The following is a 24,072-nucleotide window of genomic DNA, read 5'->3' as shown; positions in this document are numbered from 1 at the left end:
GCGCGGCACCTCCGCGCCGCGCGCCGGATCCACGCCCGGTCCGCCGTAGCCGGCGGTGCCAAGTACCTCTCGCTGGTCCTGGCCTCCGCCGTCGTCCTGATCCCCCTGCTGGTGATCCTCTTCACCGCGCTGAAGACCCGTCAGGAAGCCCTCGGCACCGGGCCGCTGGACCTGCCCGGCAACTGGCTCAACTTCGAGAACTTCCGGATCGCCTTCACCCAGGGCAAGATGCTGCCCGCCTTCCTCAACACCACCTTCATCCTGCTGGTCTCGGTCACCGGCACGGTGGTCATCGGCTCGATGACCGCCTACGCCATCGACCGCTTCGACTTCCGGCTGAAGAAGCTCGTGATGGCGCTGTTCCTGCTCGCCAGCCTGGTCCCCAGCGTCACCACCCAGGTCGCGACCTTCCAGATCATCGACAACCTCGGTGCGTTCAACACCCGTTGGGCGCCGATCCTGCTCTACCTCGGCACCGACATCATCTCGATCTACATCTTCCTGCAGTTCATCCGCTCCATCCCGGTCTCCCTCGACGAGGCCGCTCGCCTCGACGGCGCCAACAGCTTCACCATCTACTGGCGCATCATCCTGCCGATGCTCAAGCCCGCCATCGCCACCGTGGTCATCGTCAAGGGCGTCACCGTCTACAACGACTTCTTCATCCCCTTCCTCTACATGCCCTCCAGCGACCTCGGCACCATCTCCACCTCGCTGTTCCGCTTCCAGGGCCCGTTCGGCGTCAACTGGGAGATCATCTCGGCCGGAACCATCCTGGTCATCCTGCCGACCCTGATCGTCTTCCTCGCCCTGCAACGCCTGATCTACGCCGGCTTCGCCGCCGGATCCAGCAAGTGAGCTGGCCCCCGGGACAGCCGAGGCGGAGGCACCACACCTGCGCCGTGGTGCCTCCGCCTCGGCAGGGCGCACCCACCACGGCAAGGAGACCGGGGCGATGAGCGGACGCGTCACCATCCGCGACGTCGCCGCCCGCGCGGGAGTCTCTCCCGGCGCCGTGTCACTCGCCCTCAACGACCGGCCCGGCGTCTCCGCGCCCACCCGGCGCCGCATCCGGGCCGCCGCCGCCGAACTCGGCTGGGTACCCAACCAAGCCGCCCGCAGCCTGGCCAGCCTCCATCCGGACGGCGAGACCGTAGGCCTGGTCATCGCCCGCCCCGCCCACCAACTCGGCCTGGAACCCTTCTACATGGAGTTCATCTCCGGCATCGAGACCGTGCTGGGGGAGCGCTCGGCGACCCTGCTGCTGCGCCTGGTGCGCGACCGCGAGCAGGAGATCGCCGTGCACCGCACCTGGTGGCGCACACGCCGGGTGTCCGGCGCCGTCCTGGTCGACCTCACCGAGGACGACCCCCGGATCCCGGCCGTCGCCGCGCTCGGCATGCCCGCCGTCGCCGCCGGACACCCGGCCCTGGCCGGCCCGGCACTGGCCGCCGTGTGGACCGACGACTCCGCCGCCGTCGAAGACGCCGTCCGCTACCTGGCGATGCTCGGCCACCGCCGCATCGCCCGGGTCGGCGGCGACCCGGCCCTCGGCCACACCGCGATCCGCACCCGGGCGCTGGAGGCCGTCGCCGCGCAGCTCGGCCTGGAGCCGCCGCGCAGCCTGCCCACCGACTTCTCGGGGCGGGCCGGTGCCCGGGCCACCCGGATGCTGCTGGCCTCCGCCGAGCGCCCCAGCGCGATCGTGTACGACAACGACATCATGGCCGTGGCCGGCATCGCGGTCGCCGCCGAGCTCGGCCTCCAGGTCCCCGTGGACGTGTCCCTGATCGCCTGGGACGACTCCCAGCTCTGCCGGCTCACCCACCCCCCGCTGTCCGCGATGAGCCACGACGTCCACGGGTACGGCGTCCAGGTCGCCCGCACCCTGTTCGACGTCATCGAGCACCGGCGTCCGCCGACCTCGCCTGCCCCCACGCCCGTCCTGGTACCACGCGGCAGCAGCGGCCCACCGGCCCGCTGACCGCCTCCCACAGACTCCCGGTCCGTCCCCGGCTCCTCTTGAGGGTGAGGAAGCTCGGGGACGGACCGGGGCCCACGCACACCGGAGCACCGACATGACCGCCGACCTGCTCAGCACCACCATCCGCACCTACGCCTGGGGCTCCACCACCGCCCTCGCCGAACTGACGGGCCGTCGGCCCAGCGGCGAACCCGAGGCCGAGCTGTGGATGGGCGCCCACCCCGGCGCACCCGCCCGGATCGACCGCGGCCGGGGCAGCGAGGCACTCGACGCCGTCATCGCCCGCGACCCGCGGCACGAACTGGGCGAGCGGGTGGCCGACCGGTTCGGTGCCCGCCTGCCCTTCCTGCTGAAACTGCTGGCCGCCGACCAGGCCCTCTCCGTCCAGGTCCACCCGACGACCGCCCGGGCCGAGGCCGGGTACGCGGCCGAGGAGGCCGCCGGCATCCCGCTCGACGCCCCGCACCGGATCTACCGCGACCGCCATCACAAGCCCGAACTGATCTGCGCCCTCGGCGACTTCGAGGCACTCTGCGGCTTCCGTGACCCCCGGGCCACCGCCGCGCTCTGGGAGCGCCTGGCGCTGCCGGTGCTGGACCCCTGGATCCGGCAGCTGCGCACCGCCCCCGCCGACCAGGCACTGCGCACGGTGCTGACCGCCGCTCTCGCGGACGACCGGACCAGGGGAAAGCGGGCCGCCGCCGAACTCCCCGCCGCCCTGGCCGCCCTGGCCTCGGGCGACGATGCGGACGCGGCCACTTGGGCCGCGTACCGGGACGCCGCCCGCGACTATCCCGGCGACCCCGGGATCCTCGCCGCGATGCTGCTCAACCACGTCCGCCTCGGCCCCGGCCAGGCCCTCTACCTGGACGCCGGAGTCCCGCACGCCTACCTGCGCGGCCTCGGCGTCGAAATCATGGCCGGCTCCGACAACGTGCTGCGCTGCGGCCTCACCCCCAAGCACGTCGACACCGTCGCACTGGCCGCGGTGGTCGACTTCCGCCCCACCGCCCCGCAGCACGTCCCCGCCGTTCCCACCGGCTGCGGCGAGCTCGAATTCCTCACTCCTGCCGAGGAGTTCAGCCTCTCCCGGATCGAACTCGGCGAACCCCTGGAGATCGCCGACGACGGCCCGCAGATCCTGCTCTGCGTGCGCGGCACCGCCCGGATCGACGGCGGAACAACCCTCGGCGCCGGGCAGTCCGCCTACCTCCCGGCCGCCGGCGGACCCGTCCAGCTGGACGGTGACGCCACCCTGTTCCGCGCGAAGGTCCCACAGCTCCGTTGACCGAAGCCCACCCGTCACACCCCCAGGCACCGCCCCACCCACGCTTGTCCGGAGGAGCCCCGTGAACGACCAGCCCCGCACCAGCCGCCGCCGCACCCTGCTGGGAGCCGCCGCCCTCGGCCTCGCCACCACCCCCCTACTCGGCGGCACCGCACTGGCCACCACCGGCGCGGGCCAGGACGCCGAGCAGCAGGGCCGCAGCCGCGAGGACGGCGCGAAGCGCTCGTTCGTCACCGCAAGAGGCGGCGAACTGCGCCTGGACGGAAGGAAGTTCCGCTTCGGCGGAACCAACTGCTACTACCTCCACCAGCAGTCCCACTACATGATCGACGCGGTGCTGAACGATGCCGCCGCGATGGGCCTGACGGTGATCCGCGCCTGGGCCTTCGCCGACGGCGACGGCCACTCCCACCGCGCCCTTCAGCCCAAGCCGTTCCGGTACGACGAGGCCGCCTTCGACAGCCTCGACTACGCCGTGCACAAGGCCGGGCAGCTAGGCCTGCGCTTGGTCCTCCCGCTGGTCAACAACTGGCCCGACTACGGCGGCATGCGCCAGTACGTCTCCTGGTTCCTCGGCCTGCCCGACGACTCCTACGGCGAGGGCGTCAACCACGACCGCTTCTACACCGACGCCAACTGCAAGAAGGCCTACCGGGCCTGGGCCAAGCACGTCATCGGACGCCGCAACCGCTACACCGGCCTGCGCTACGACGCCGACCCCACCGTCATGGCCTGGGAGCTGGCCAACGAGCCGCGCTGCCGCAGCGACAAGTCCGGTGCCACGCTGCTCGGCTGGGCCCGCGAGATGAGCGCCTACGTCAAGGCGCTCGCCCCGCGCCAGCTCCTCGCGGTCGGCGACGAGGGCTTCTACGGCAAGGCCGGCCACGCCGACTACCCCTACTCCGACTACGAGGGCGTGGACTGGCTGAAGCTCACCGCCCTGCCCGCCGTCGACTACGGCACCGTCCACGTCTACCCGCAGAACTGGGGCGAGACCAGCGGCTCCAAGCCCGGCGCCGACGCCACCGCCTGGGGCACCCGCTGGATCACCGACCACCTCACCGACGGCCGCGGGCTCCGCAAGCCCGTCGTCGTCGAGGAGTTCGGCCTCCAGATCGACCCCGCCCGCGACATCCCCGACACTGCCGCCCGCGACGCCGCCTACCGGGCCTGGACCGACGCCGCGCTCGCGAACGGCGCGGCCGGCGACCAGTTCTGGCTGCTCACCTCCCGCGTCGACGACGGCTCCTTCTACCCCGACTACGACGGCCACCGCGTCATGTGGAACAACGACCCCGCCAACCCCACCCACGCCAGCGCCCAGCTCTTCGCCGCCCACGCGAAGGCGATGACCGCGGCGAGCTGACCCCTCGCCAGCCCCTGACTGCCCGCCGCCCGGTGACCGTCATGCCCGGGCGGCGGGCCCCGCCGTGAGGAGCCCCGCATGCACCCCCGCGCCACCGTCCTCTTCCAGGGCGACAGCATCACCGAGGCCGGCCGCGACCGCACCCGCCCCGGCGACCTCGGCCACGGATACGCCGCGCTGGCCGCCACCGCTCTGCCCGGCACCCCGCAGGTGCTCAACCGGGGCGTCGGCGGAGACCGCCTCACCGACCTGCGCGAGCGCTGGGAGACCGACACCCTCGCCCACCGCCCGGCCCTGGTCTCCGTCCTGATCGGCGTCAACGACACCTGGCGCCGCCACGACCAGGGGCTGCCCAGCCCGGTCGACACCTGGGAGCGCGATTACCACCTGCTGCTCACCAGCCTGCGCGGGCACTGCGCCCCTCGGCTGCTGCTGATCGAACCGTTCCTGCTGCCGGTGCGGGCGGAGCAGTGGAGCTGGCGGGCCGACCTCGACGCCCGGATCCAGGCAGTCCGCCGCCTCGCCACCGCACACGACGCCCGCCTGCTGGCCGCCGACGGCCTGCTCAACCAGGCCGCCCGCACCGCGGGCGACCCCGCCCTGATCGCGGCCGACGGCGTCCACCCCACCCCGCTCGGCCACCGCCTGCTCGCCGACGCCTGGCTCGCCCTGGCCGCCACCCCCAACACCTGACCCGGCACAGCCGACCGGCCCTGCGGGCTGCCCGGCCGGCGGCCGGGCAGCCCGCAGTCCGCATCGCCATCCGCGGTCACCGCCGGTTCGGACCACCACACCCGCAGCGGAAAGCGCTGCGGGCGCCGGAGCATGCCTCGGGCCGTGAGGCGGCAGCACACCGGCGCCCGGCGCCCGCCGCCCGCGACGTCGTACTCGTCCGGCCCGGCATGACCTTCAGCCCGCCTTGCAGTCGTGCCGGTGGCCGACAGCCGAGCTCTCGTGCCGCGGCGCCGTACGCCGGAGCGAGACGTATCCCGGCCGGAAGAGCTGACTGAGAAAAACCGGTTAGGTTCTCATTGGCAGAGGACTATAGCCAGCAACACGGTCTGCGCGCCTTATTCGGTTAGGCGCAGGCGCGTCACGTGGGCCGCCCCGCGGCCACCAGACGTGCCGCCCCCGCCGGACCCGGTGCGCAAGGCCGCACCCCGGCATCCGCCGGGACCGCACCCGGTCGACCCCGCTGCCCGCGCCACGGACAGGCGCCGACCGCGGGTCATCCCCACGGATTCCTCCCACCCCCACTCACGGGACGAAAGGGACACCCACGTACAAGAGACTCCGGCCCCGCCGCACTTCGAACCTCGCGCCGACGGCCGTCCTGCTCGCCGCCGCCCTCACCGCCACCGGCTCCGAGCGGATGCGCGCCAAGTCGGGCCTGGTGGCCGGCACCCCGAGCCCGAGCTCCTCCGCCTCCCCCGGCGAGCCGTCACCCTCCGCCAGCGGGTCCGCCTCCACTCCGCCCTCGCCCTCCGCGCCGTCCACCTCCCCCGTACCGGCGGCCGGCTGCGCGGTGCACTACGGCCTCTCCGACTGGGGCGGCAGCTTCAACGGCGACGTCACCGTCAAGAACACCGGCGGCACCAGCGTCAACGGCTGGCAGCTGGTCTTCTCCTTCCCCGGGGACCAGCGCGTCACCGCCATGTGGAATGCCGTGAGCGCGCAGTCCGGCCGGCAGGTGACGGCCGCCAACCCGGCCTCCTACAACACCGCCATCGCGGCCGGAGCCAGCGTGAACTTCGGCTTCAGCGGCACCTCCACCCTCGGCACCAACGGCGTGCCCTCCTCCTTCGCCCTCAACGGGGAGACCTGCAGCACCTACTGACGGCAGCCTTGTATTAACTGGTTCAGTTCATCTCAGAGTCAACTCTGACCAGGACCCAGCCAAGCCCCGATCATCTCAGTTGAACAACCCTCTCCAGTCCGACCGCGAGCTTCTGACGCTTAATTAATCGGTTAAGTCAGATCCGTTGACCGCCGACTGATGGTGTGTCAGCATCTCGAAGACGACGAGGACCGACTCCCGGCCCCCACCCCCGGCGGGTCGACCGGCCGGACGTCGACCAGCGGCTTGCCCGCGCTCCCTCCGCCTGTCCCAGCCCCCAGCAGGGGCCCTGCATTCGACATGGCGGCGGGCCGGCCGTACCCCCCCCACGATTCGAGGAGAGCCATGAACCCGTCGCAGAGCCGCAGAGCGCTCACGACGATCGGTGCGGCGATCGCAGCCGCCTTCGGTCTGCTGATCGCCGTGTTCGGATTCGCTCCGGGCAGTGCCCAGGCCGCCGCCACCGGCATCCACGTCAGCAACGGCCGCATCCTGGAGGCCAACGGGAACCAGTTCGTGATGCGCGGGGTCAACCACGCGTACACCTGGTACTCCGGGCAGACCACCGCGATCGCCGACATCGCCGCCAAGGGCGCCAACACCGTCCGCGTCGTGCTCAGCAACGGCGACCGCTGGACCCGCACCAGCTCCGCGCAGATCTCCACCCTGATCGGCCAGTGCAAGGCCGCGAAGGTCATCTGCGTCCTGGAGGTCCACGACGCCACCGGCTACGGCGAGGACGGCGCCGCCACCACCCTCGACCGGGCCGCCCAGTTCTGGGTCGACAACAAGAGCGTCCTGGACGGCCAGGAGGCCTACGTCGTCGTCAACATCGCCAACGAGCCCTGGGGCAACAGCGGTTACACCGCCTGGACCGCCGCCACCAAGAACGCCATCGGCAAGCTCCGCGGGGCCGGCCTGCGCCACGCCCTGATGGTCGACGGCCCGAACTGGGGCCAGGACTGGTCCAACACCATGCGCGACAACGCCGCCTCGGTCTTCGCCGCCGACCCGGACCGCAACACGGTCTTCTCCATCCACATGTACGGCGTCTACGACACCGCCGCCGAGGTCCAGGCCTACCTCGGCAGCTACGTCAGCGCCGGACTGCCCGTCGTGGTCGGCGAGTTCGGTGCCAACCACAGCGACGGCAACCCCGACGAGGACGCCATCATGGCCGCCGCCCAGTCCCTCCAGGTCGGCTACATCGGCTGGTCCTGGAGCGGCAACGGCGGCGGCGTCGAGTACCTCGACCTGGTCAACAACTTCGACAAGAACTCCCTGACCACCTGGGGCAACCGCTTCTTCAACGGCGCCAACGGCATCGCCGCCACCGCCCGCCCCGCCACCATCTACGACCGGCCCAGCCAGTCGCCCTCGCCGTCCCAGTCCCTGCCGGGCACCGCGCCGAACGGCTACCCGTACTGCGCCAGTGCCTCCTCCGACCCGGACGGCGACGGCTGGGGCTGGGAGAACAGCGCCTCCTGTGTCGTCCGCGGCAGCCGCGCCGACACCGGCATCACCCCGACCCAGACCCCGCTGCCCACCAAGGCGCCCAACGGCTACCCGTACTGCGCCAGCGCCTCCTCCGACCCGGACGGCGACGGCTGGGGCTGGGAGAACAGCGCCTCCTGCGTCGTCCGCGGCAGCCGCGCCGACTTCTGACCGCTTTCCCGGCCAGCAGAGCGCCGAGGTGTGCCACCCCCTGTCTCTCCGGGGGGCGGCACACCTCGGCGTCTGGCTCGCGCCTACGGCCGCGTGGCCAGCTTCCACGGCACCGCACCCACAGCGGTGCCCGAATGGGTCCTGGCCCGTCACTTGCTGCCCTGCCGAGCACATGGAGCAGACGCCCCGATCAGTTGCTGCGCTGCTCTCCGCTTGCCCCCGCCCGCAGGCGGTCGGGGTCGCCGGGCGGGCCGAGTGAAGGGGCGGGGCTGCACGTGAGGGGCCGCCGGCGGCCGGCCGGCGGCGCGCCCTTCCCGGGAGGGGCTGCCCTGTGCCGCGTTTCCGGTCAGTCGGTGGCCGTCAGCGCCTCGCGTGCGGTGGTGAGGATCTTCTCGGAGAGCGGGGAGCCCTTGGTGGCTCGGGACAGGACGAGTGCGCCGAGCATGGTGCACAGCCGGGTGATGCCGTCCTGGTCGTCGGTGGCGAGCCGGTCGGCGAAGTCACCGACTCCCTGGGTGTAGACGCGGCGGGCCTCGCCGTCCGCGTCGTCGCGGGCCATGTCGCCGGCGAGTGCGGCGGCGGGGCACCCGTCGGCGGCGCCGTCGCGGTGCTCGGTGGAGAGGTAGGCGTCGATCAGTGCCCGCTGGGCGGCGTCGCGCCGTCCGGCGTACTGGTCGAGCCCGGCCTCGTGGTGGCGGGCGAGTTCGGCGAAGGCGTGGGCGGTGGCTTCGTCGACGAGTGCCTCCTTGGAGGCGAACTGCTTGTAGAAGCCGCCGTGGGTCAGGCCGGAGGCCTTCATGAGGTCGGCGACGCTGACGTGGGTGCCCTGTTCCCGGAAGAGCCGGGAGGCGGTCTCCACGACCCGCCGGCGGTTCTCCTGCGCCTGTGCCTGCGATACGCGGCCCATCGGTCACCCTTCCGGTTGGATGTCGAGTTGAATCTATTCTAGACTCCCACTTAGATTTCGGATGAAATCTATCTCGGGCGGCCGACCGCCGCCCCCTACGTCGGGAGTGCTCATGGAACTGAAGGACGCGGTCGCGGTCGTCACCGGTGCCAACCGGGGACTCGGCCGTCACCTGGCCGCCCAGCTCGTGGCGCGCGGGGCCAAGGTGTACGCGGCGGCCCGCCGCCCCGAGACGGTGGACCTGCCGGGCGTCGTCCCGCTGCGGCTGGACGTGACCGACGCGGAGTCGATCCGGGCGGCGGCCCGCATCGCGTCCGACGCGACGCTGCTGGTCAACAACGCGGGCATCTCCACCGGAACGCCGCTGATCGCGGGCAGCCCGGACGCGGCGCGCCTGGAGATGGAGGTGAACTTCTTCGGCCCGCTCGCCGTGACGCGGGCCTTCGCCCCGGTCATCGAGTCCAACGGCGGCGGCGGCGTGCTCAACGTGCTGTCGGTCCTGTCCTGGATGCACCCCGCCGGCCACGGCGGCTACGCCGCGGCGAAGGCGGCGGCATGGGCGCTGACCGGCGCGGTCCGGGAGGAACTGGCGCCCCGCGCCATCACGGTGACGGCGCTGCACGTCGGCTACATGGACACCGACATGGCCGCCGGCGTTCCCGCCGACCAGAAGGCGGACCCCGCCGAGGTCGCCGCCCAGGCCCTGGCCGCCGTGGAGGCGGGCCTGCCCGAGGTCCTCGCCGACGAGACCACCCGGTACGTCAAGCAGGGCCTGGCCACGTCGCCGAACGCGGCGTGAGAGGCCCCGCGCCGCATCGGCGCGGGGCGCCGTGAACCAGCGGTGACCGGAGGAGAGCGGCCCGTACCGGGCGCGCCGGAAAACGAGCGGGGACCCCGTCCGCAGGCGGGCGGGGCAGGAAGACGGAGAGATGAAGACCTACCTGATCGAGAAGTACGGCGACCGGTCGGCGGTGCGCGCCGCCGAGAGGCCCGATCCGCGGCCGGGCCCCGAGGACGTCCTGGTCGAGATCCACGCGGCGAGCGTCAACCCGCTGGACTTCAAGATCCGCGACGGCGCTTTCAAGAGGATCCTGCCGTACCGCCTTCCACTCGTCCTGGGCAACGACCTGGCCGGAGTGGTGGTCCGGGTCGGCTCCGCCGTCACCCGCTTCGCGGTGGGCGACGAGATCTACGCCCGGCCCGACAAGGACCGCATCGGCACCTTCGCCGAACTCATCGCCGTCCACCAGGACGACCTGGCCCCCAAACCTGCCGCCCTCACCATGGCGCAGGCCGCCTCCCTCCCCTTGGTCGCCCTCACCGCCTGGCAGGCGCTGGTCGAGAGGGCGCAGGTCCGGCCGGGCCAGAAGGTCCTGGTCCACGGCGGCTCCGGCGGAGTGGGCACCATCGCCCTCCAACTGGCCAGGCACCTGGGAGCCCACGTGGCCACCACCGCGAGCGCGGCCAACGCCGACCTGGTCGAGGAACTCGGCGCGGACGTCGTCGTCGACTACCGCACCCAGGACTTCGAACAGCTGCTGGACGGCTACGACGTCGTCCTGGACACCCTCGGCGGCCAGACCCTGGAGAAGTCGCTGCGGGTCCTCAAACCGGGCGGGAAGGCCATCAGCATCGCCGGGCCGCCCGACGCGGACTTCGCCCGCGAACTCGGCGCGAACCCGTTCCTGCGGCAGGCGATGAACGCACTGAGCTTCACGACCCGGCGCCGCGCCGAGCGGCACGGCGTCACCTACTCCTTCCTCTTCATGAAGGCCGACGGTGACCAGCTGCGCGAGATCACCCGGCCCGTCGACGCCGGGAAGGTTCGCCCCGTCGTGGACCGCGTCTTCCCCTTCGACCGGACCCGCGACGCCATGGAGTACGCCGAGGAGGGCCGCGCCAAGGCCGGAAAGGTTGTCGTCGCGATGAAGTGAGGCCCGTCGGCCGGTCCCCGTCTCTCCGGCTGACCGGCCGCTCCTGGCGGCGCAGGAACCGTCCGGACGGCGCTTCCACGTCGCCGCGGACCGCGGCCCGGTCGGCGCGAACGGCGGTTGGCGGGTGCGGGAAGAGCCAGCCGGAGACCGCGGGTGCTGGTGTCCGGGCGCCGACGGGGGCACGCTGAAGGGGGAGGGCCTTTTGGCGGGCCGGCCATCCGGGTCGTCCTGCGGACGCTCCCCACGGGGCGGGCCGGTGCAGGGAGCCACGGTGATCGAGGCGGCGGACATCCGCGCGGGGCGCACGCATGACGTCGTGGACGCGGACGGTCACGACGTCGGCACCCTGGAAGCGATCCACGCGGACACCGGCACGCACGAACCGGCGATGGCCGCCGTCCGAATCGGCCCGCCCACCCGCCACCGCCCGGTCCTCGTCCCCCTGGACGGCGTCGGCGTCGGACCCGGACACGTCGAGGTCGTCCACGACAAGCCGCCGATCAAGGACCGCCCTTCCGTCGGCACCGGCGACGCCCTGCCCGCCGAGGACGAGGAAGCGGTCTTCCGGCACCACCGTCCGGCCTACCGGTCGGGCACCGCGGGTGAGCGGCAGCTCGCCCGCCGCTTAACAACCCCGCCCCGCCAAGGAGGCGTGCGATGGTCCTCTTCCTCCTGGTCCTCGTCGTCGCAGTCGTGCTCGGCGTCGTCGGCGCCGTCGTCGACGGCATGCTCCTCCTGCTCGCCATCGCCGTCCTGCTGCTCATCGCCGACGTGGTCTACTTCGCGGTTCGCTCGGCAGTGAACCGCTGACCCGTCTCCTCGACGGGATCGAAGCACTTCGGACCGTCTCGGAGGTCGAGTGGCGGTTCGCGGGGACCGGGGCCCGAACACCGAGGTCTGAACGCGGTGCTGGAAGGGCGGTCAGACCTTGATGACCTCGATGGTGGGTCCGCAGAGGAGTGTCAGGTCTTCTGGGTCGGAGGTGAGGACGGTGACCGGGGCGGGGGCGGTGCGGGCGACGGCCGCGAGGACGGCGTCGATGGCGTACTTGTGGCCGTGCAGGTGGTGGGTGCGCAGGAGGGCGGCGGCCTGATCGGCGATGTCGGCGGTGACGTCGTGGACGTCGATGCGGGAGAGGACCCACTTGATCCGGGCGCGGTGGATGCGCTCGTAGTCGGCTTCGAGTGTGGTCATGGCGGTGGTGGCGACGCGCACGCCTTCTTCGGCGGCGGCCTGGACCAGGGCCATGACGGTTCGGTCCTTGAGGTAGAGCTTGGAGAGGCCCTCGCTGTCGAGGAGGAGGGTGCCGGGCATCAGGCGGCGGCCCCGCCGGCCTGGCGGTGGTCGTGGCGCAGCAGGGTCCGGGCCGCTTCGATCTCGGCGCGGGTGAGCTCGTCGTTGTCGGTTTCGAAGTCGGCGACGATCTCACGGAGCTTGTCCATGGCGACGCGCTGTTCGAGAGCCTCGGCGACGTAGGCGGAGAACCCGCCGGGGCCGACATGGGCGCGGACGCTCTCGGCGAGGTTCTCGGGCAGGCTGATCGAATACTTCTTGCTACCGCTCATGGTCTCGATGCTACCTCTGGTGGTAGGTGACTGGCCCGGGGATCGCCGCATCCGTCAGGGGGACGGCTGCGGGGCTCGCGTGGGTCGGAAGAGGACCTCCCGGTGGACCGCTGCGACGGTGCCGACGCCGATGATCCGCCCTGGTGCGACGTCGATCTCCTTGGCCGTCGCGCATGCGCTTGAGCAGCGGGATGCTCTGGTGGGCCGGTAGACGGTCTCCACCATCGAGAGTGTGAGCCGGAACCCGTCATCGGCTCAGCGGGAGGTGGGCGGCTTCGGCCACGGGGTTCCGTGCTTGGCGGCGTCGAGGACCTCACCGAGCCGGAGCCAGGCGGTGTGGCCGGCGTGGCTTATCGGGCTGTCGGCGAAGCGCTGCCAGGCCAGGGGGTCGTCGCCGAGGGTGGTGGTGATCAGGGCGAGGACGGCGGGGTGGACGCTGCCGCGGTAGCGCGGGCCGCCGACGGTGAGCGTCGTCCAGGCGGGCAGGGCGAGGACGGTCTCCTGGTCGTGGTCGGGCAGCGCGAGGACGTGCCGGGTCCAGGACTCGCGGTCGTTGGGGCCGCCCCCGAGGCGGCGGCGCAGGTCGTGGGTCAGGGTGCGCAAGGCCCGCTGCGGGTCGGAGTGCCGGGCGAGGACATCGACGAAGACCGGTTCGCTGCCGTAGCTGCCCCGTTGGGCGCAGGACAGCAGGGCCTTCTCGACCAGTTGGTCGTTGCCGGCGTGCTGGTCCAAGTAGGCGGTCAGGACGGCGGGTTCGACGGCGGAGAGCTGGCGTGGCGTCACCTCGGCGGGGTCGCCGAGGGCGGCGCGGCGGGTGGCGGCCGGCTGGGGGAGCGGATCGGTGATGATCCGGGTGATGTCGGCGAGCAGCTTCGTGAACTGCTCGTGGTTCTCGTAGTCCTGGGGGCGGTAGGAGCGGGGGCGGTTCGAGCTGCGCCGGGCATCGCGGACGATGCGTTGGACGGCGGCCCTCGTCTCGGCCGTCACCTCGGGGAGGTGCACCAGCATGGCGTGCACCCAGCGGAGGTCGGCGGCCCGGCTGATGCTGTAGAGCTCCTTCGGCTCCCAGGTGTGCAGGGCCTGCTCAGCGACCAGCGCGAACCGGCGTGCCAGCTCGGCGAGTTCGTCCGGCGGTGTGCGCCACGGGTGGGGGTCGCCGCTGTATCGGGGTTTTGCCTCGGTGGGGTCGAGGATGAGCCGCCAGCGCTCATCGGCTGCACTCTGCGTCCAGAGCACCGCCGCTTCGCGGCCGAACTCGGCACCCAGGACCGGGTCGTCCCCCAGATAGAGGCTGAGCTCCTTGCGGGCAGGGCCGTCGAGTGCGGCCAGTTCGACCGAGAACCTGTCTCGGGCCTCATCCTCGGACGCCCCCTCGGCCACCATCCCGCAGATCCGGGCCGTCAGCACGGCGGAGTCGAACGAGGCCAGGTCGTCCAGTGCGAGTCGGCGGAGCAGCCCGGGTTCCACCATCCACGGCAGACCGCCCAGGAGCTGCCGCCGGACCACCGAGTCCGCCTCGGTGCCGTCCACCGCCCGCACGAACCGATCGTGGCGGTCCAACTGCTGCTCCAACACCGTCCGCCACATGCTCTCCCAGGCGCGGTACTCCGCACGGATCCGCTCCGACCACTCCTCCCGGCTCTCGCCTTCTGGGCGAGAGCGGTCGGGCGCACCGGGGAGCAGCGCGACCGCCGCGTCGAACACACGGTCGTCGAGGCGCCCGGTCCGGAACACCTCCTGCGCAGGCGTCCGGTCCTTCAGCATGGCGGACGTGAAGGGCAGTCGCTGCGGTACCTGTCGGTGCAGTTCGGCGGCCACCGCGACGGTCAGTGCCGGTGGACGGTCGGCGGCGCCGAGCATCCCCAGCCGGTAGGCGGAGCAGTCGCGCAGGCCCTCCGCCAGCAGCTCGCCGTCGAAGTCGGGGTGCCCGAGGGCGAGGGCGGCCAGTTCGACGGTCGTCTGGGCGCGGTACTCGGAATCGTCCACCCGCATGCTTTCCGCCACGGCGGCCGTCAGCATCCAATCCGGCGCGCTCTCCCGGAAGGGACCACGGAGCAGCGCCTCCAGCAGTTCCCCGGTCTGCCGGTCACCGGAACGCTCCCGCGCCTGTTCGGCCACCATCAGCGCGGCGGCCGAACCAGGTTCGGCGCCGGCCGCGACGGCGATCAGGAACTCCACAGGCAGCCAGTTGCCGCTGGCGGACATCGCTCTCCCCTCCCGAGACGGATCGTCGTCCCATCCTGCTGCACCCCTCGGACACTCCGGGCTGCCGGACCTGATCGCTCCACCACCGGAAGATCGGCCCGCCGACGGCTCCCAGGGTCATGTACGGTGTTCGGCAGCACCCGGTCCGGGCCGCCGAAAGCATCGGTGGAACCAGCCGTGGCAACGACTTCACCCGTCCGGGGACTCGTCAGCAGCGCGTCCACCAGCGGAACTCCCCATCCAGAGCGCACTGCGCCCGCCTTTCCGGAGTCTCCGTATGCCCGAGCGCCAACTCACTGCTGTGCCAACCGACTTCCTGTGCGAACACACCCCGAGCAAGAGTCGCGTGCTGGTGCGGCTCGGCCACGACCGCGGCCCCGACTCCCTGCAGGCCGTCCTCACCTGCCGCCAGGCGGAACTGGCCGACCACGCAGCCTGGTTGCTTCTCCAGGCGTTGGAGTCCACCCCGGACAGGTGGGCGGCGGCCCGGGTGGACGAGCTCTGCGGGCAACTGCCCGACGCTCCGGCCGCTTCTCTGCGGCAGGCCGTGACCCGGGTGCTCTCCCGTGCCTGGCCCGTCGGCCCGGGGTCGCTCGCCACCTGGCCGGAGAAGCAGGAGAACCAGGCCGCGGTCGCGTCGGACGAACCCGATCGGGACGACGGGGCGGTGTCCACCGCCTTCGGGTCCGTTCCGCGCCTGCGGGATCTTCCCGGCCAGGTGGTCAGGGTGGCTGTGCTGCGGGAGTACCACATCCGTGACCGGAATGCGGTGCTGGAAGCGGCGCGCGGCCAGGGATGGACGCCCGGACCGGCCGAGGAGCTGTACGCCAACGATCCGCACGACGTGGTCGGCGCCGTCATGTGGCTCACTGACGAGGACATCGAGATCGCCGGTGCCGACTCCCTCGTCGGCCGCGGTCAGGGAGGCTTCCTGCGTCGGGACAAGGGGGAAGAGGTGGCCCGTTGGAGTCGGAGCACGGTCATCGACTTCGGCCCAGGCTCGTCCCTGCTCATGGCCGGTCGGCCCGAAGAGCCCGCCCAGGACGAAGTGCCCGACTTCGCTTCACTGTTCGCAACGGATCCGGTGCACTGCGACGACCCCGAGTGCGAGGACGAGTCCTGCCTGTGGAGCCTGACCCCGCGCACCGCGGACGTCCTCCACGGAGCGCTGTGCGAACTCGCCGACGAGGCGTACGAGGACGCCGAAGAACTCGGCGACGGCCGGCTGGTGCCGGACGCGCACGAGGGAACCTGGGGCGTGTTCGCCCGGCTGCCGAAACCCACCTTCGCCATGGACCACGGATGGCGGCGCAGGTTCGCCCGAGCCGTGGACGACCTCACCGACGACCTGGAACACGGCCGCTGGCCCCAACCGACCTGCACCGCCGAGGAAATGGCCCTGCACCTCGCCCTCGACGACGCCGGCAGCCGGTGCGGCGAACTCGCCGCTGACAAGTCGTCCGGCCACGCCGAGTTGCCTACTCACCGGGACGACTACGACTTCAGCGCCTGCACCGACATGTTCTTCCAGGACACCGACGTGCTCATGCTCTACAGCTCCCGATACGCCGGGATCGAAAGCCCCGACACCAACCAGTGGTCGGGCCCCGGAGAACTGCGCCCGGCGGTGTGGTTCGAGCCGTTCGACAACGTCGACGCCCGCGATCCCCGGCGGGGCTTCCGCCGCTGACCCGAGGATGGCGCGCGTCAGCCGCCGGTATCCGAACACGCCGTTGCGGCAACCCGCTCCAGTCGTGAGGAGTGGGTTGTCGGTGCCCGCGGCTACGCTCGCGGGCCGAGACCGACAGGGGAGTAACGTGCTCGACAACGCTCTGACCGCAGGTGTCCCGCTCGGGCCCTTCGCGGGCAAGCCGATCACCGTTCATTCAGCCACGAGCAAGAACGCCAAGTTCCACGCCACGCGGTCGTGCAGCATGCTGCGCACCCGGGAGGTCGTCACCGCAGAGGTGCCGCTGAACGCGGAGACGATCGGGCGGATGTGCGCGCAGTGCGATCGCTGGAGCGGCTGGGCCCGGCCCGGGACCGGGCTCGGTATCTTCCTACGCGCCCTCGGCGGCATAGGGCTGCTGTACCAGCTCCGCACCTACACCGAGCCCGACCAGGACGAGGACTGGACGGACGACGAAGTGCGGGCCGCCGCGGCCCTGCTGCGTTCCGTCCCCGAGACCGACCCGGAGGACGAGGAACCGGACGAGGAGGACGCGCAGGCGCGCGAGGACGCCGAACACCTCCGGGGCAGGGTACGCGCGACATGGCGCGGCGCCGCCAAGAGCCTGCACCTGGCAGAGGCCGCCCTCTCGATGTACGACTGGCTCGGCGAATGGGCCGAGCCCACGCTTGCCGCGAAGCGCCAGTACCTGGAGGCCCTGCGTACGCAGGCGGCGCTCTTCGTCCCGGAAAGCGGCTTGCTGGAAGCAGCTGCGGTCGGTTCCCTGGAGAAGCCCGAACTCCCGTCCGGCGAACCGGCGTTCGCTGCCCTCGGCGACGGGACGGAGGTTGCGAAGGCCCTCGACTCCCTGTGGTCCGACTGGCAGCACCGGGCCTCTGGCAGCTGCGACCCGGCGGACGAGCGCTGGCGGGTCGTGTACGGGATCACGGGCCGGCTGCGCTCCAACCGCAAGGGCTACGACCAACTCTGCTCCGCCGTGGAGGAGTTGGTCGCCTCCTGGGAGGGCCGGGCACGGGCGGCCGTCGAGGATGCCGGTGTGGAGCGGACCCGGCAGGTGACCGTCCGCCTGTCGGAAGCCGCCGAAGACTCCTCGGCCGGGTACAAGCGGGGCTTCCTCGCCGACCTTGACGAGTGGAGCACCGGCGTACTCATCACCTACCTCACCGACGCCGACTGGGGCCGCCGCACCCTCACACTGAACGTCCCGCTGCTCGTCGCGGACCGGCTCCTCACCTCCAGCTCCCCCTTCATCGAGTGCGGCCTCCGGAGTCCTGACCGCGCCGAGCCCCGGAAGCGGGCCGTCCGCCTCACCCCTGGCGTCTTCGACGACACCCCGGTGTTCGACCGGCTGCCGCTCCACACGGACCACCTGCGCGCACTGAACGCGGCCCCGGTGGGAGGGGACGAACCGTGCCTGGTCTTCTCCCCGGGAGCCGGAACCGAAGTGTTGCCCCTGTCGACGCTCGCGGCACGGGTGGCCGCAGGATGGAACGGGACCGTGATCGCCCGCGCCTCCGACCTGCCCGAGAGAGCGTCATCGGACCGTGGATCGAGGAGATCGGCCCTCGGCCCACCGACGGCGAACGCATCTGGCCGCCCGCGGTCCACGACCCGTACGACTCGCGTTTCGGCGCGGACCTCGGCCACGCCGACGGTGCTCGCATGACGGCCTGGCTCGGCTACGACGAGTCCTTCAAGAAGTACGACCTGCGCTGCCTGGCCATGGCTCGCGGAGCCGGAGACCTGCGGACACTCGACAGCGGCCACGACCGCGAGGGCCGCAGCCGGACCGTCTCCACCGCAGTGTGGCACGGCCTGCTCGCCGGCGCTGAGCACCTCGGCCTCCAGCCCTTCCGTGCCCCCGGCACCGACCGCTGGCGCGACGGCAGCGGAATCCACCTGGGAGTCCTCGCCGACGTGCAGGTCTACACGACCGACGCGGACCCCGGGTGGCAGCGCAAGGGCCACTCCCCGTTCTGCCAACACGCCAGGGAACGCGGCGTCCAGCAGGATGACGACCTGCTGCGCGTCGCGGACCTCCTCGCACGGAGCGACTTCGACTGGTGCAGCAAGTGCCAGGGCTACGCGATCCGGCGGTTCACCGATACCCAGCTCTCCTACTACCGGGCCGCGCACCAACTCCACGACATCGCCGAGGAACTCCGCTGGGACCCGGACAAGCCGCTCCGGACGGACGGAGAGCTCCTGGCGGAGCGCCTCGCCGCACTGGCCGGCTGGCAACCGGAGGGCGAGGACTACTGGAACGCCCCGGAGTCGTGGCGCTGGCACGAGGTCGTTCGCGAGCTCCGCACCCGCCTGGCGACCCGACGCCGGACAAGCTGACCAGCCCGCGCCGTAGCGGTGGAAGGGCCGGCCCGGCCTCTCCACCGTTACGGCGAGTAGTCCCCCGCTTCAGGCTCATCAGGCACTTCGCACAGATTCACCCTGACGAGCCGAAGTCAGTACGCCCCAGCTCGTCGCCCTGGGCCTGGACGGCACTCGCTTCGACCGGGGCATACTCGTCGGACGTTCCAACCAGGAGGCAGCGTCATCGTTCTCAGGCCCGAAACCATCCGCACCGACCGGCTGACCGTGCTGCCCCTGCAGGCCGCGCACGCCGACGAGATGGCCACGGTGCTGTCCGACCCCGGCCTGCACACCTTCATCGGCGGGGCCCCGGACACCGCCCCAAACCTGCGTACCCGCTACGAACGCTGGGCGGCGGGCTCGCCCGACCCCGCCGAGTCCTGGTGTAACTGGGCGATCCGGCTCCGCGACGAGGCTTGCCTGATCGGCACGCTCCAGGCAACGATCACCGCCGATGACCGCGGCGCCACTGCGGAGATCGCCTGGGTGGTGGGGACCCCCTGGCAGCGGCGGGGCATCGCGACCGAAGCGGCTCGGGGGCTCGTCGACTGGCTCCGGCAGCACCCGGTGCACACGGTCATCGCCCACATCCACCCCGACCACAAGGCATCTGCCGCCGTCGCCACCGCAATCGGACTCATCCCCACCGATCAGTGGCACGACGGAGAGATCAGGTGGCAACTGGCAATCAACTGACTTCGCGTCCAAAGGCCTTGACGATCACTCGTTCGGTCTGGACGTGGGCCTTCGCCCCGGAGCTCGGACCAGCTGAAGCTTATGCGGCTACGGGGATGGGGTTCTCGCCGTCGTCGTCCTTGTGGAGGTGTGGCGGGTTGGGGTGGGCGCGGTCGAGTGCTTGGGCGAGGGCGTGGACGGCTTGGTCGGCGGAGTCTTTGAAGAGGTGGCCGTAGAGGTTGATGGTGGTGGCGAGGGTGGCGTGGCGCAGTGTCTTGGAGACGATGGCGAGGGGGATGCCTTCGGCGATCATGATGCTGGCGGCGGTGTGGCGCAGGTCGTGGAGGCCGATGACGGGTAGGCCGACCTCGGTTGTGCGTTTGCGGAGCTGGTCGAGGACCCACTGGGGCCGCAGGGGAGCGCCGCCCGGTTTCGGGAAGACGAGTCCTTCGAGCCGGTGGTCGGGGTGGGCAGCCATCTGGAGCGCGGCCTGGTGGTGCAGTGCGGCGGTGACTCTGGGGGAGAGGCTGATCCAGGCGCGGCTGGCCGGTGTCTTCGGCCGGCCGAGGGTGAGTTGGCCGTTGTCGATGGCTGCGAGGCTCCAGCGGACGAAGAGCTTGCGGTCCATGAGGTGGACGTCGTCCCAGTGGAGGGCGAGGGCTTCGCCGCGGCGCATGCCGGTGCCGAGCATGACCTCGAACAGGTCGGTGAGCTGGTCGGCGTGCTGCTCCTTGTTGTGGTGGAGGAACGCGGCGGCTTGTTCGGGTGTCCAGCAGGTGCGTTCTGCGGCGCGGGGCTTGGGCGGGACGGAGTGTTCGGCGGGGTTGTAGTGCAGGCGCCAGGAGCGCACGGCGACGTTGAGAGCGTTGCGCAGGGTGGAGGCGGCCCGGTAGACGGTGACCGTGCCTCGGCCGGCGTCGAGTTGAGCGGTGATCCATCCGTCGATGTGTTGGGGCCGCAGGTCCAGGAAGCGCCGGTGGCCGAACGCCGGGATGAGGTCGCGTTCCACGCACGCCCGGTAGCCCGCGTAGGTGTTCGGCGCGAGATGGGCCTGCCTGGTGGCCAGCCACTCGCGCAGGAAGCTGGCGACCGTGGTGCGCCGGTTCTCGTATACCCCGCGCAGCTCGCCGTCCAGGACCGCGGCCATCTCCCGCGCCGCCTCGGCGCGGGAGGCGAACCCGCCCCGCCGGCGGGTGCGGCGCCGTCCCTCGTCGGGAGCGAGGTCGACGCAGTACGTCCACTTCCCGTGCTTCACGTCCGCGGCCAACTGAGGACACCACGACCCCAACTGCTTCCCGCTGCTGCCGTCCTTGCAGCCGCACCGCCGGTACACCCTGCCCCGCTGTGGACGCTGTCCCATGGACCCCTCCTCGCGCTCAGTGCTCTCTGGCACCAAGGTTCGCCGGTCTGGTCGGCGTGTCGGCAGAGCGTACGGAGCCGGGCGCGAAGCACACCGTGGCCGACCGGCGACGACACGCGCCAGATGACACGCCGAACGGGAGATCACTGCACGTAACCGATGGGTAGGTGCTCCTGATCCGCGCCGTGGAGGCTGCGCAATAGGTGAACCCGCAGGCCGAGGTCGCGGCAGACGTCTCGGTATGTAGCGCGTGGCTGGCGAGGGCTGTTACTCCGCGTGTCCGAGCCCGGCGCTGGGGGTCAAGGGGTCGCAGGTTCAAATCCTGTCGTCCCGACTGTGAAGTCGGTTGTGAGAGCCGGTACTTGGGAAACCGAGTGCCGGCTCTTTCTGTTGTTGTGTCAGCTGGTGGTCGCATGGTGGTCGCCCGGCCACATCGGCCAGTCCTCGGTGGGGTCGTCGATGCGCGGGGTGCGGTTGGCGGGCCGTGGCCGGTGGGGGCGCGGGTGCTGGCGTGCGAAGTGGCTGGCGCGGCAGATGCGGGTGCCGAGTTGTTCGCGCTCGGCGCTGTCGAGGATCCAGGCGATGCCGTCGACGCCGGCGCGGGCGGCGCGGGGGGTGAGTTCGGCGTAGATGTTGGCGCTGGTGGACAGGGTCCGGTGGCGCAGGGTCTTGGACATGATCGGCAGGGGGACGCCTGCGGCGAGGCCGAAACTCATGGCCAGGTGGCGCAGGTCGTGGAGGGCGATGCGGGGGACGCCGGCTTTGTCGCAGAGCAGGTGGAAGTGGTCGAGGACGGTTTTGGGGTGCAGAGGGCGGCCGTGGCGGTGGAAGACGTAGCCGGTGGGGTCGGCGGTGTCGCCGAAGGCGCCGGTGCAGGCTCGGTTGTCGAGGGCGGTGGCCGCGCGGTGGGACAGGGCGACCCAGGTCTTGCTGTGCGGGGTCTTCGGGGTGGTGAGGACGAGTTGGTTGTTGTCGACGACGGACAGGGTGTGGCGGACGAACAGGGCGCTCTCGGCCTGGTGGACGTCGCCCCAGTGGAGGGCGAGTGCTTCGCCTTTGCGCAGGCCGGTGTCGATCATGAGTTCGGCGAGGTCGGCGTAGAAGGGGTCGATGGCGCGGGTGAAGCGCAGGAAGCGTGAGGTCTGGGCTTCGGTCCACAGGCGCCGGGGTGCGGAGGCGGGCCGGGGCAGTAGCGGGGGTTTGGCGACGTTGCGGGACAGGCGGTCGTCGTTGACGGCGCTCGAAAGGGCGCTGGAGAGGGTCGCCATGATTCGGTAGACGGTCACCTTGCCTCGCCCGCACTGGAGTTGGGTGGTGACGTAGGCGCGCAGGTGCTGTCGGTTGAGGTCGTCGAGGGGGATGTTGCCGAGGGCGGGGACGAGGTCGTTCTCGACGTAGTCGCGGTAGCGGGCCATGGTGGTGGGCTTGAGGTGCAGCTGCTTCTCGTCGAGCCAGCCGCGCAGGTAATCGGCGCTCTTCTGCCGCGGGTCGATGACCACTCCCAGGGCCAGGCCCTGGTCGAACTGCCGCAGCGCGGCGCGCGCTTCGGCCTCGTCGGGGAAGCCTGAGCGGCGGGCGGTGTGGCGGCGGCCGTCCAGGGAGGGGACGTCGACGGCGAACGCCCAACTCCCGTGGTTCGCATCGGTGGCCAGGCGCGGGCAGGAGGTACCGGCTGGCGGCGGCGGACGTCACGGCAGCCGCAGCGCCGGTAGACGCGGCCCCGCTTCGGGATGGAGGTGCTGCGCATGGTGATCGCCTCGAAAGGGCCGGGTGCGCGAAGGTCGTCCGCCTCCCAGTGTGCTCCGATGCTGCGACCACCCTGCGACCACCAGGACGGCAAGACGGCTCTGAGCTGCGGTTCTCCCTTGACCAGTCGCAACGGGCAGGCGGATCAGCGGATCGTCCTGCTGGCGCTGACCGGTCCATCGGACGGGATCCTTGGAATCCGGTGGAGTGGGTCGGCGTAGCCGTCCCTGAGGCTGGGGCGGGTGATCAGATGAGCCGGTCATGGTTGGCGGCTGCGGCTTCGCGTACGAGCTGGGTGAAGTGTTCGCGGCTGCGGTCGATGCTGGGCTGTCCGGTCTGCTCGTCGTCGCCGAAGCCGTCCTCGTCGTCGAGTTCGTCGTATTCCTCGGGGAGGAGCCGGCAGCCGTGGATGCCGGCGAGGAGGTCTTCGAGGAGGTCGGGCGCGGGCCGCCGGGGATCGAGCGGGGTCAGGCGCAGGCCGGTGTCCTCGGGGTCGGTGTTCGGGCCGGTGTGCTGGGCGAGATCGTCGTCGATGTCTTCGAGTTGTTCGCGCAGGCCGGCGGAGTCGGGGAGGAGGCCGTCTGCGATGTGGAGGGCGTAGCGCACGAGGCCGGTGACCGCGTCGTATGGGGAGGTGCCGGCTTCGAGGAGGCCGAGGACGAGGGTGGGGGTTTCGTGGGGGAGGGCTTCGATGTTGTCGGCTTCGAGGAGCACGGGCGGTGGGGGAGTGACCGGTGGCTTCGGCGGTGACGTCGGCCGCGGCGGCGAGCCAGTGGGCTGCGACGACGGCGGCGGCAGTGGGGGCGATCTCGGTGAACAGCGCCGAGGGGCCGAAGGGGTCTTGTTCGAGGAGGTGGTCGGCGGCGGCGACCTGGGCGGGGGAGGAGCTTTCGCGGCTGAGGAGGACGGCCTGGCGGTCGCGGCCGGTGAGGTCGCCGAGTTCGGCGTTCTCCACGGCGGCGAGTTCGGTGGCGGTTTCGGTGAGGACGGCGGCGGTGAGGTCCGGATTGTCGAGGGTGTGCAGGGTGCGGCCGGCGCGGTGGGCGGATTCGACCAAGGGGCTGTATTCGACGTCGAGCATGCCGTCCTGGGGGAGGTTGGGCTGGGTGATGGCACCGGGGACCTCGTCGAACGCCTTGCGTTCTTCGGCGCGGTGCCAGCCCTCGGAGTTGGGGTCCTAGGAGGCGGCGGTGGCGCCGGCCGGGTGGGTGTAGGTGCGCAGCGCCGCCTCGGACCGGTGAGTGAGGGCGCGGGCCAGCCGCATCGGCGCGGCCGTGTTCGTGTTGGCCGGGAGGGCAGTGATACGGGTGGCGAGGTCGCCCTCGCCGGTTCCCCAGGTCGCGATCAGCTCGTGCTGTTCGGGGTCGATGCTGTAGCGGGTCACTGAGCCGTACCTCCGGGATCCGCAGGACACCTCGCTCGGCGGCTTCATATTCTGGCGCACCGTCAGGTGTGCCAGCGGTTCGGTCGGCTGTCTCGGGTT

Annotated in this window: 22 protein-coding genes; 14 read left to right on the top strand and 8 right to left on the bottom strand. The window is 71.6% G+C overall.

Annotation, left to right across the window (positions count from 1 at the left end; all coding sequences use genetic code 11):
- Positions 1 to 27 precede the first annotated feature (27 nt).
- The 7 genes from ACI1MP_RS09730 (at position 28) to ACI1MP_RS09700 (ending at position 8,140) form a co-directional block, all read left to right on the top strand.
- Positions 28 to 858: a carbohydrate ABC transporter permease gene (locus ACI1MP_RS09730; RefSeq protein ID WP_404870786.1), complete on the top strand. Its 831-nt coding sequence runs from the start codon at positions 28 to 30 to the stop codon at positions 856 to 858.
- A gap of 97 nt (positions 859 to 955) precedes the next feature.
- Complete coding sequence (locus ACI1MP_RS09725; RefSeq protein ID WP_404868364.1) at positions 956 to 1,984, top strand: LacI family DNA-binding transcriptional regulator; 1,029 nt, start codon at positions 956 to 958, stop codon at positions 1,982 to 1,984.
- 94 nt (positions 1,985 to 2,078) lie between these two features.
- On the top strand, positions 2,079 to 3,272 hold the full coding sequence (gene manA, locus ACI1MP_RS09720) for a mannose-6-phosphate isomerase, class I (RefSeq protein WP_404868363.1): 1,194 nt from the start codon (positions 2,079 to 2,081) through the stop codon (positions 3,270 to 3,272).
- 61 nt (positions 3,273 to 3,333) lie between these two features.
- The gene (locus ACI1MP_RS09715) at positions 3,334 to 4,638 is read left to right on the top strand and encodes a cellulase family glycosylhydrolase (RefSeq protein ID WP_404868362.1); all 1,305 of its coding nucleotides are present in this window, start codon (positions 3,334 to 3,336) and stop codon (positions 4,636 to 4,638) included.
- A 78-nt stretch (positions 4,639 to 4,716) separates the two neighbouring features.
- A complete protein-coding gene (locus ACI1MP_RS09710; protein WP_404868361.1) occupies positions 4,717 to 5,331 on the top strand; it encodes an SGNH/GDSL hydrolase family protein in 615 nt (204 codons plus the stop codon).
- A 679-nt stretch (positions 5,332 to 6,010) separates the two neighbouring features.
- The gene (locus ACI1MP_RS09705) at positions 6,011 to 6,475 is read left to right on the top strand and encodes a cellulose binding domain-containing protein (RefSeq protein ID WP_404868360.1); all 465 of its coding nucleotides are present in this window, start codon (positions 6,011 to 6,013) and stop codon (positions 6,473 to 6,475) included.
- 345 nt (positions 6,476 to 6,820) lie between these two features.
- The gene (locus ACI1MP_RS09700; RefSeq protein WP_404868359.1) at positions 6,821 to 8,140 is read left to right on the top strand and encodes a cellulase family glycosylhydrolase; all 1,320 of its coding nucleotides are present in this window, start codon (positions 6,821 to 6,823) and stop codon (positions 8,138 to 8,140) included.
- Positions 8,141 to 8,486: 346 nt separating this feature from the next.
- Here the strand turns inward: ACI1MP_RS09700 and ACI1MP_RS09695 are convergent, their stop codons facing one another.
- Positions 8,487 to 9,047 carry a TetR/AcrR family transcriptional regulator gene (locus ACI1MP_RS09695; protein ID WP_404868358.1) on the bottom strand — a complete coding sequence of 187 codons (561 nt, stop codon included), beginning with the start codon at positions 9,045 to 9,047 and terminating at the stop codon, positions 8,487 to 8,489.
- 112 nt (positions 9,048 to 9,159) lie between these two features.
- On the opposite strand from ACI1MP_RS09695, the gene ACI1MP_RS09690 reads away from it, so the two are divergent.
- The 3 genes from ACI1MP_RS09690 (at position 9,160) to ACI1MP_RS09680 (ending at position 11,791) form a co-directional block, all read left to right on the top strand.
- Complete coding sequence (locus tag ACI1MP_RS09690) at positions 9,160 to 9,846, top strand: SDR family oxidoreductase (RefSeq protein ID WP_404868357.1); 687 nt, start codon at positions 9,160 to 9,162, stop codon at positions 9,844 to 9,846.
- Positions 9,847 to 9,976: 130 nt separating this feature from the next.
- Positions 9,977 to 10,981, top strand: a complete 1,005-nt coding sequence (locus tag ACI1MP_RS09685) for an NADP-dependent oxidoreductase (RefSeq protein WP_404868356.1) — start codon at positions 9,977 to 9,979, stop codon at positions 10,979 to 10,981.
- A 657-nt stretch (positions 10,982 to 11,638) separates the two neighbouring features.
- Positions 11,639 to 11,791, top strand: coding sequence for a hypothetical protein (locus ACI1MP_RS09680; RefSeq protein WP_198545076.1), 153 nt, complete (start codon positions 11,639 to 11,641; stop codon positions 11,789 to 11,791).
- A 111-nt stretch (positions 11,792 to 11,902) separates the two neighbouring features.
- Here the strand turns inward: ACI1MP_RS09680 and ACI1MP_RS09675 are convergent, their stop codons facing one another.
- The 3 genes from ACI1MP_RS09675 to ACI1MP_RS09665 all read right to left on the bottom strand — a co-directional run bounded on the left by ACI1MP_RS09675 (position 11,903) and on the right by ACI1MP_RS09665 (position 14,751).
- Positions 11,903 to 12,295, bottom strand: coding sequence for a type II toxin-antitoxin system VapC family toxin (locus ACI1MP_RS09675; RefSeq protein ID WP_404868355.1), 393 nt, complete (start codon positions 12,293 to 12,295; stop codon positions 11,903 to 11,905).
- Positions 12,295 to 12,546, bottom strand: coding sequence for a hypothetical protein (locus tag ACI1MP_RS09670; protein WP_404868354.1), 252 nt, complete (start codon positions 12,544 to 12,546; stop codon positions 12,295 to 12,297). Before ACI1MP_RS09670 ends, ACI1MP_RS09675 begins: the two co-directional genes overlap by 1 nt.
- 255 nt (positions 12,547 to 12,801) lie before the next feature.
- Positions 12,802 to 14,751: a hypothetical protein gene (locus ACI1MP_RS09665; RefSeq protein WP_404868353.1), complete on the bottom strand. Its 1,950-nt coding sequence runs from the start codon at positions 14,749 to 14,751 to the stop codon at positions 12,802 to 12,804.
- Between the two features lie 301 nt (positions 14,752 to 15,052).
- On the opposite strand from ACI1MP_RS09665, the gene ACI1MP_RS09660 reads away from it, so the two are divergent.
- The 4 genes from ACI1MP_RS09660 (at position 15,053) to ACI1MP_RS09645 (ending at position 19,504) form a co-directional block, all read left to right on the top strand.
- Positions 15,053 to 16,441 carry a hypothetical protein gene (locus ACI1MP_RS09660; protein WP_404868351.1) on the top strand — a complete coding sequence of 463 codons (1,389 nt, stop codon included), beginning with the start codon at positions 15,053 to 15,055 and terminating at the stop codon, positions 16,439 to 16,441.
- Positions 16,442 to 16,568: 127 nt separating this feature from the next.
- On the top strand, positions 16,569 to 18,107 hold the full coding sequence (locus ACI1MP_RS09655) for a hypothetical protein (protein WP_404868350.1): 1,539 nt from the start codon (positions 16,569 to 16,571) through the stop codon (positions 18,105 to 18,107).
- Positions 18,104 to 18,784, top strand: coding sequence for a hypothetical protein (locus ACI1MP_RS09650; RefSeq protein WP_404868349.1), 681 nt, complete (start codon positions 18,104 to 18,106; stop codon positions 18,782 to 18,784). Before ACI1MP_RS09655 ends, ACI1MP_RS09650 begins: the two co-directional genes overlap by 4 nt.
- Before the next feature lie 243 nt (positions 18,785 to 19,027).
- Entirely contained in the window at positions 19,028 to 19,504 is a 477-nt protein-coding gene (locus ACI1MP_RS09645) for a GNAT family N-acetyltransferase (RefSeq protein ID WP_404870785.1), read from the top strand.
- A gap of 79 nt (positions 19,505 to 19,583) precedes the next feature.
- On the opposite strand, the gene ACI1MP_RS09640 is transcribed toward ACI1MP_RS09645, so the two are convergent.
- The 4 genes from ACI1MP_RS09640 to ACI1MP_RS09625 form a co-directional block, all read right to left on the bottom strand.
- Positions 19,584 to 20,843 carry a tyrosine-type recombinase/integrase gene (locus tag ACI1MP_RS09640; RefSeq protein WP_404868348.1) on the bottom strand — a complete coding sequence of 420 codons (1,260 nt, stop codon included), beginning with the start codon at positions 20,841 to 20,843 and terminating at the stop codon, positions 19,584 to 19,586.
- A gap of 398 nt (positions 20,844 to 21,241) precedes the next feature.
- Entirely contained in the window at positions 21,242 to 22,342 is a 1,101-nt protein-coding gene (locus tag ACI1MP_RS09635; protein WP_404868347.1) for a tyrosine-type recombinase/integrase, read from the bottom strand.
- A 493-nt stretch (positions 22,343 to 22,835) separates the two neighbouring features.
- Complete coding sequence (locus ACI1MP_RS09630) at positions 22,836 to 23,303, bottom strand: hypothetical protein (protein WP_404868346.1); 468 nt, start codon at positions 23,301 to 23,303, stop codon at positions 22,836 to 22,838.
- A 463-nt stretch (positions 23,304 to 23,766) separates the two neighbouring features.
- Complete coding sequence (locus ACI1MP_RS09625; RefSeq protein ID WP_404868345.1) at positions 23,767 to 23,973, bottom strand: hypothetical protein; 207 nt, start codon at positions 23,971 to 23,973, stop codon at positions 23,767 to 23,769.
- Positions 23,974 to 24,072 lie beyond the last annotated feature (99 nt).

It is taken from the genome of Kitasatospora griseola (genome assembly GCF_044999035.1).
Lineage (GTDB): Bacteria > Actinomycetota > Actinomycetes > Streptomycetales > Streptomycetaceae > Kitasatospora > Kitasatospora griseola.
This window is presented reverse-complemented; position numbering and strand designations above follow the sequence as displayed.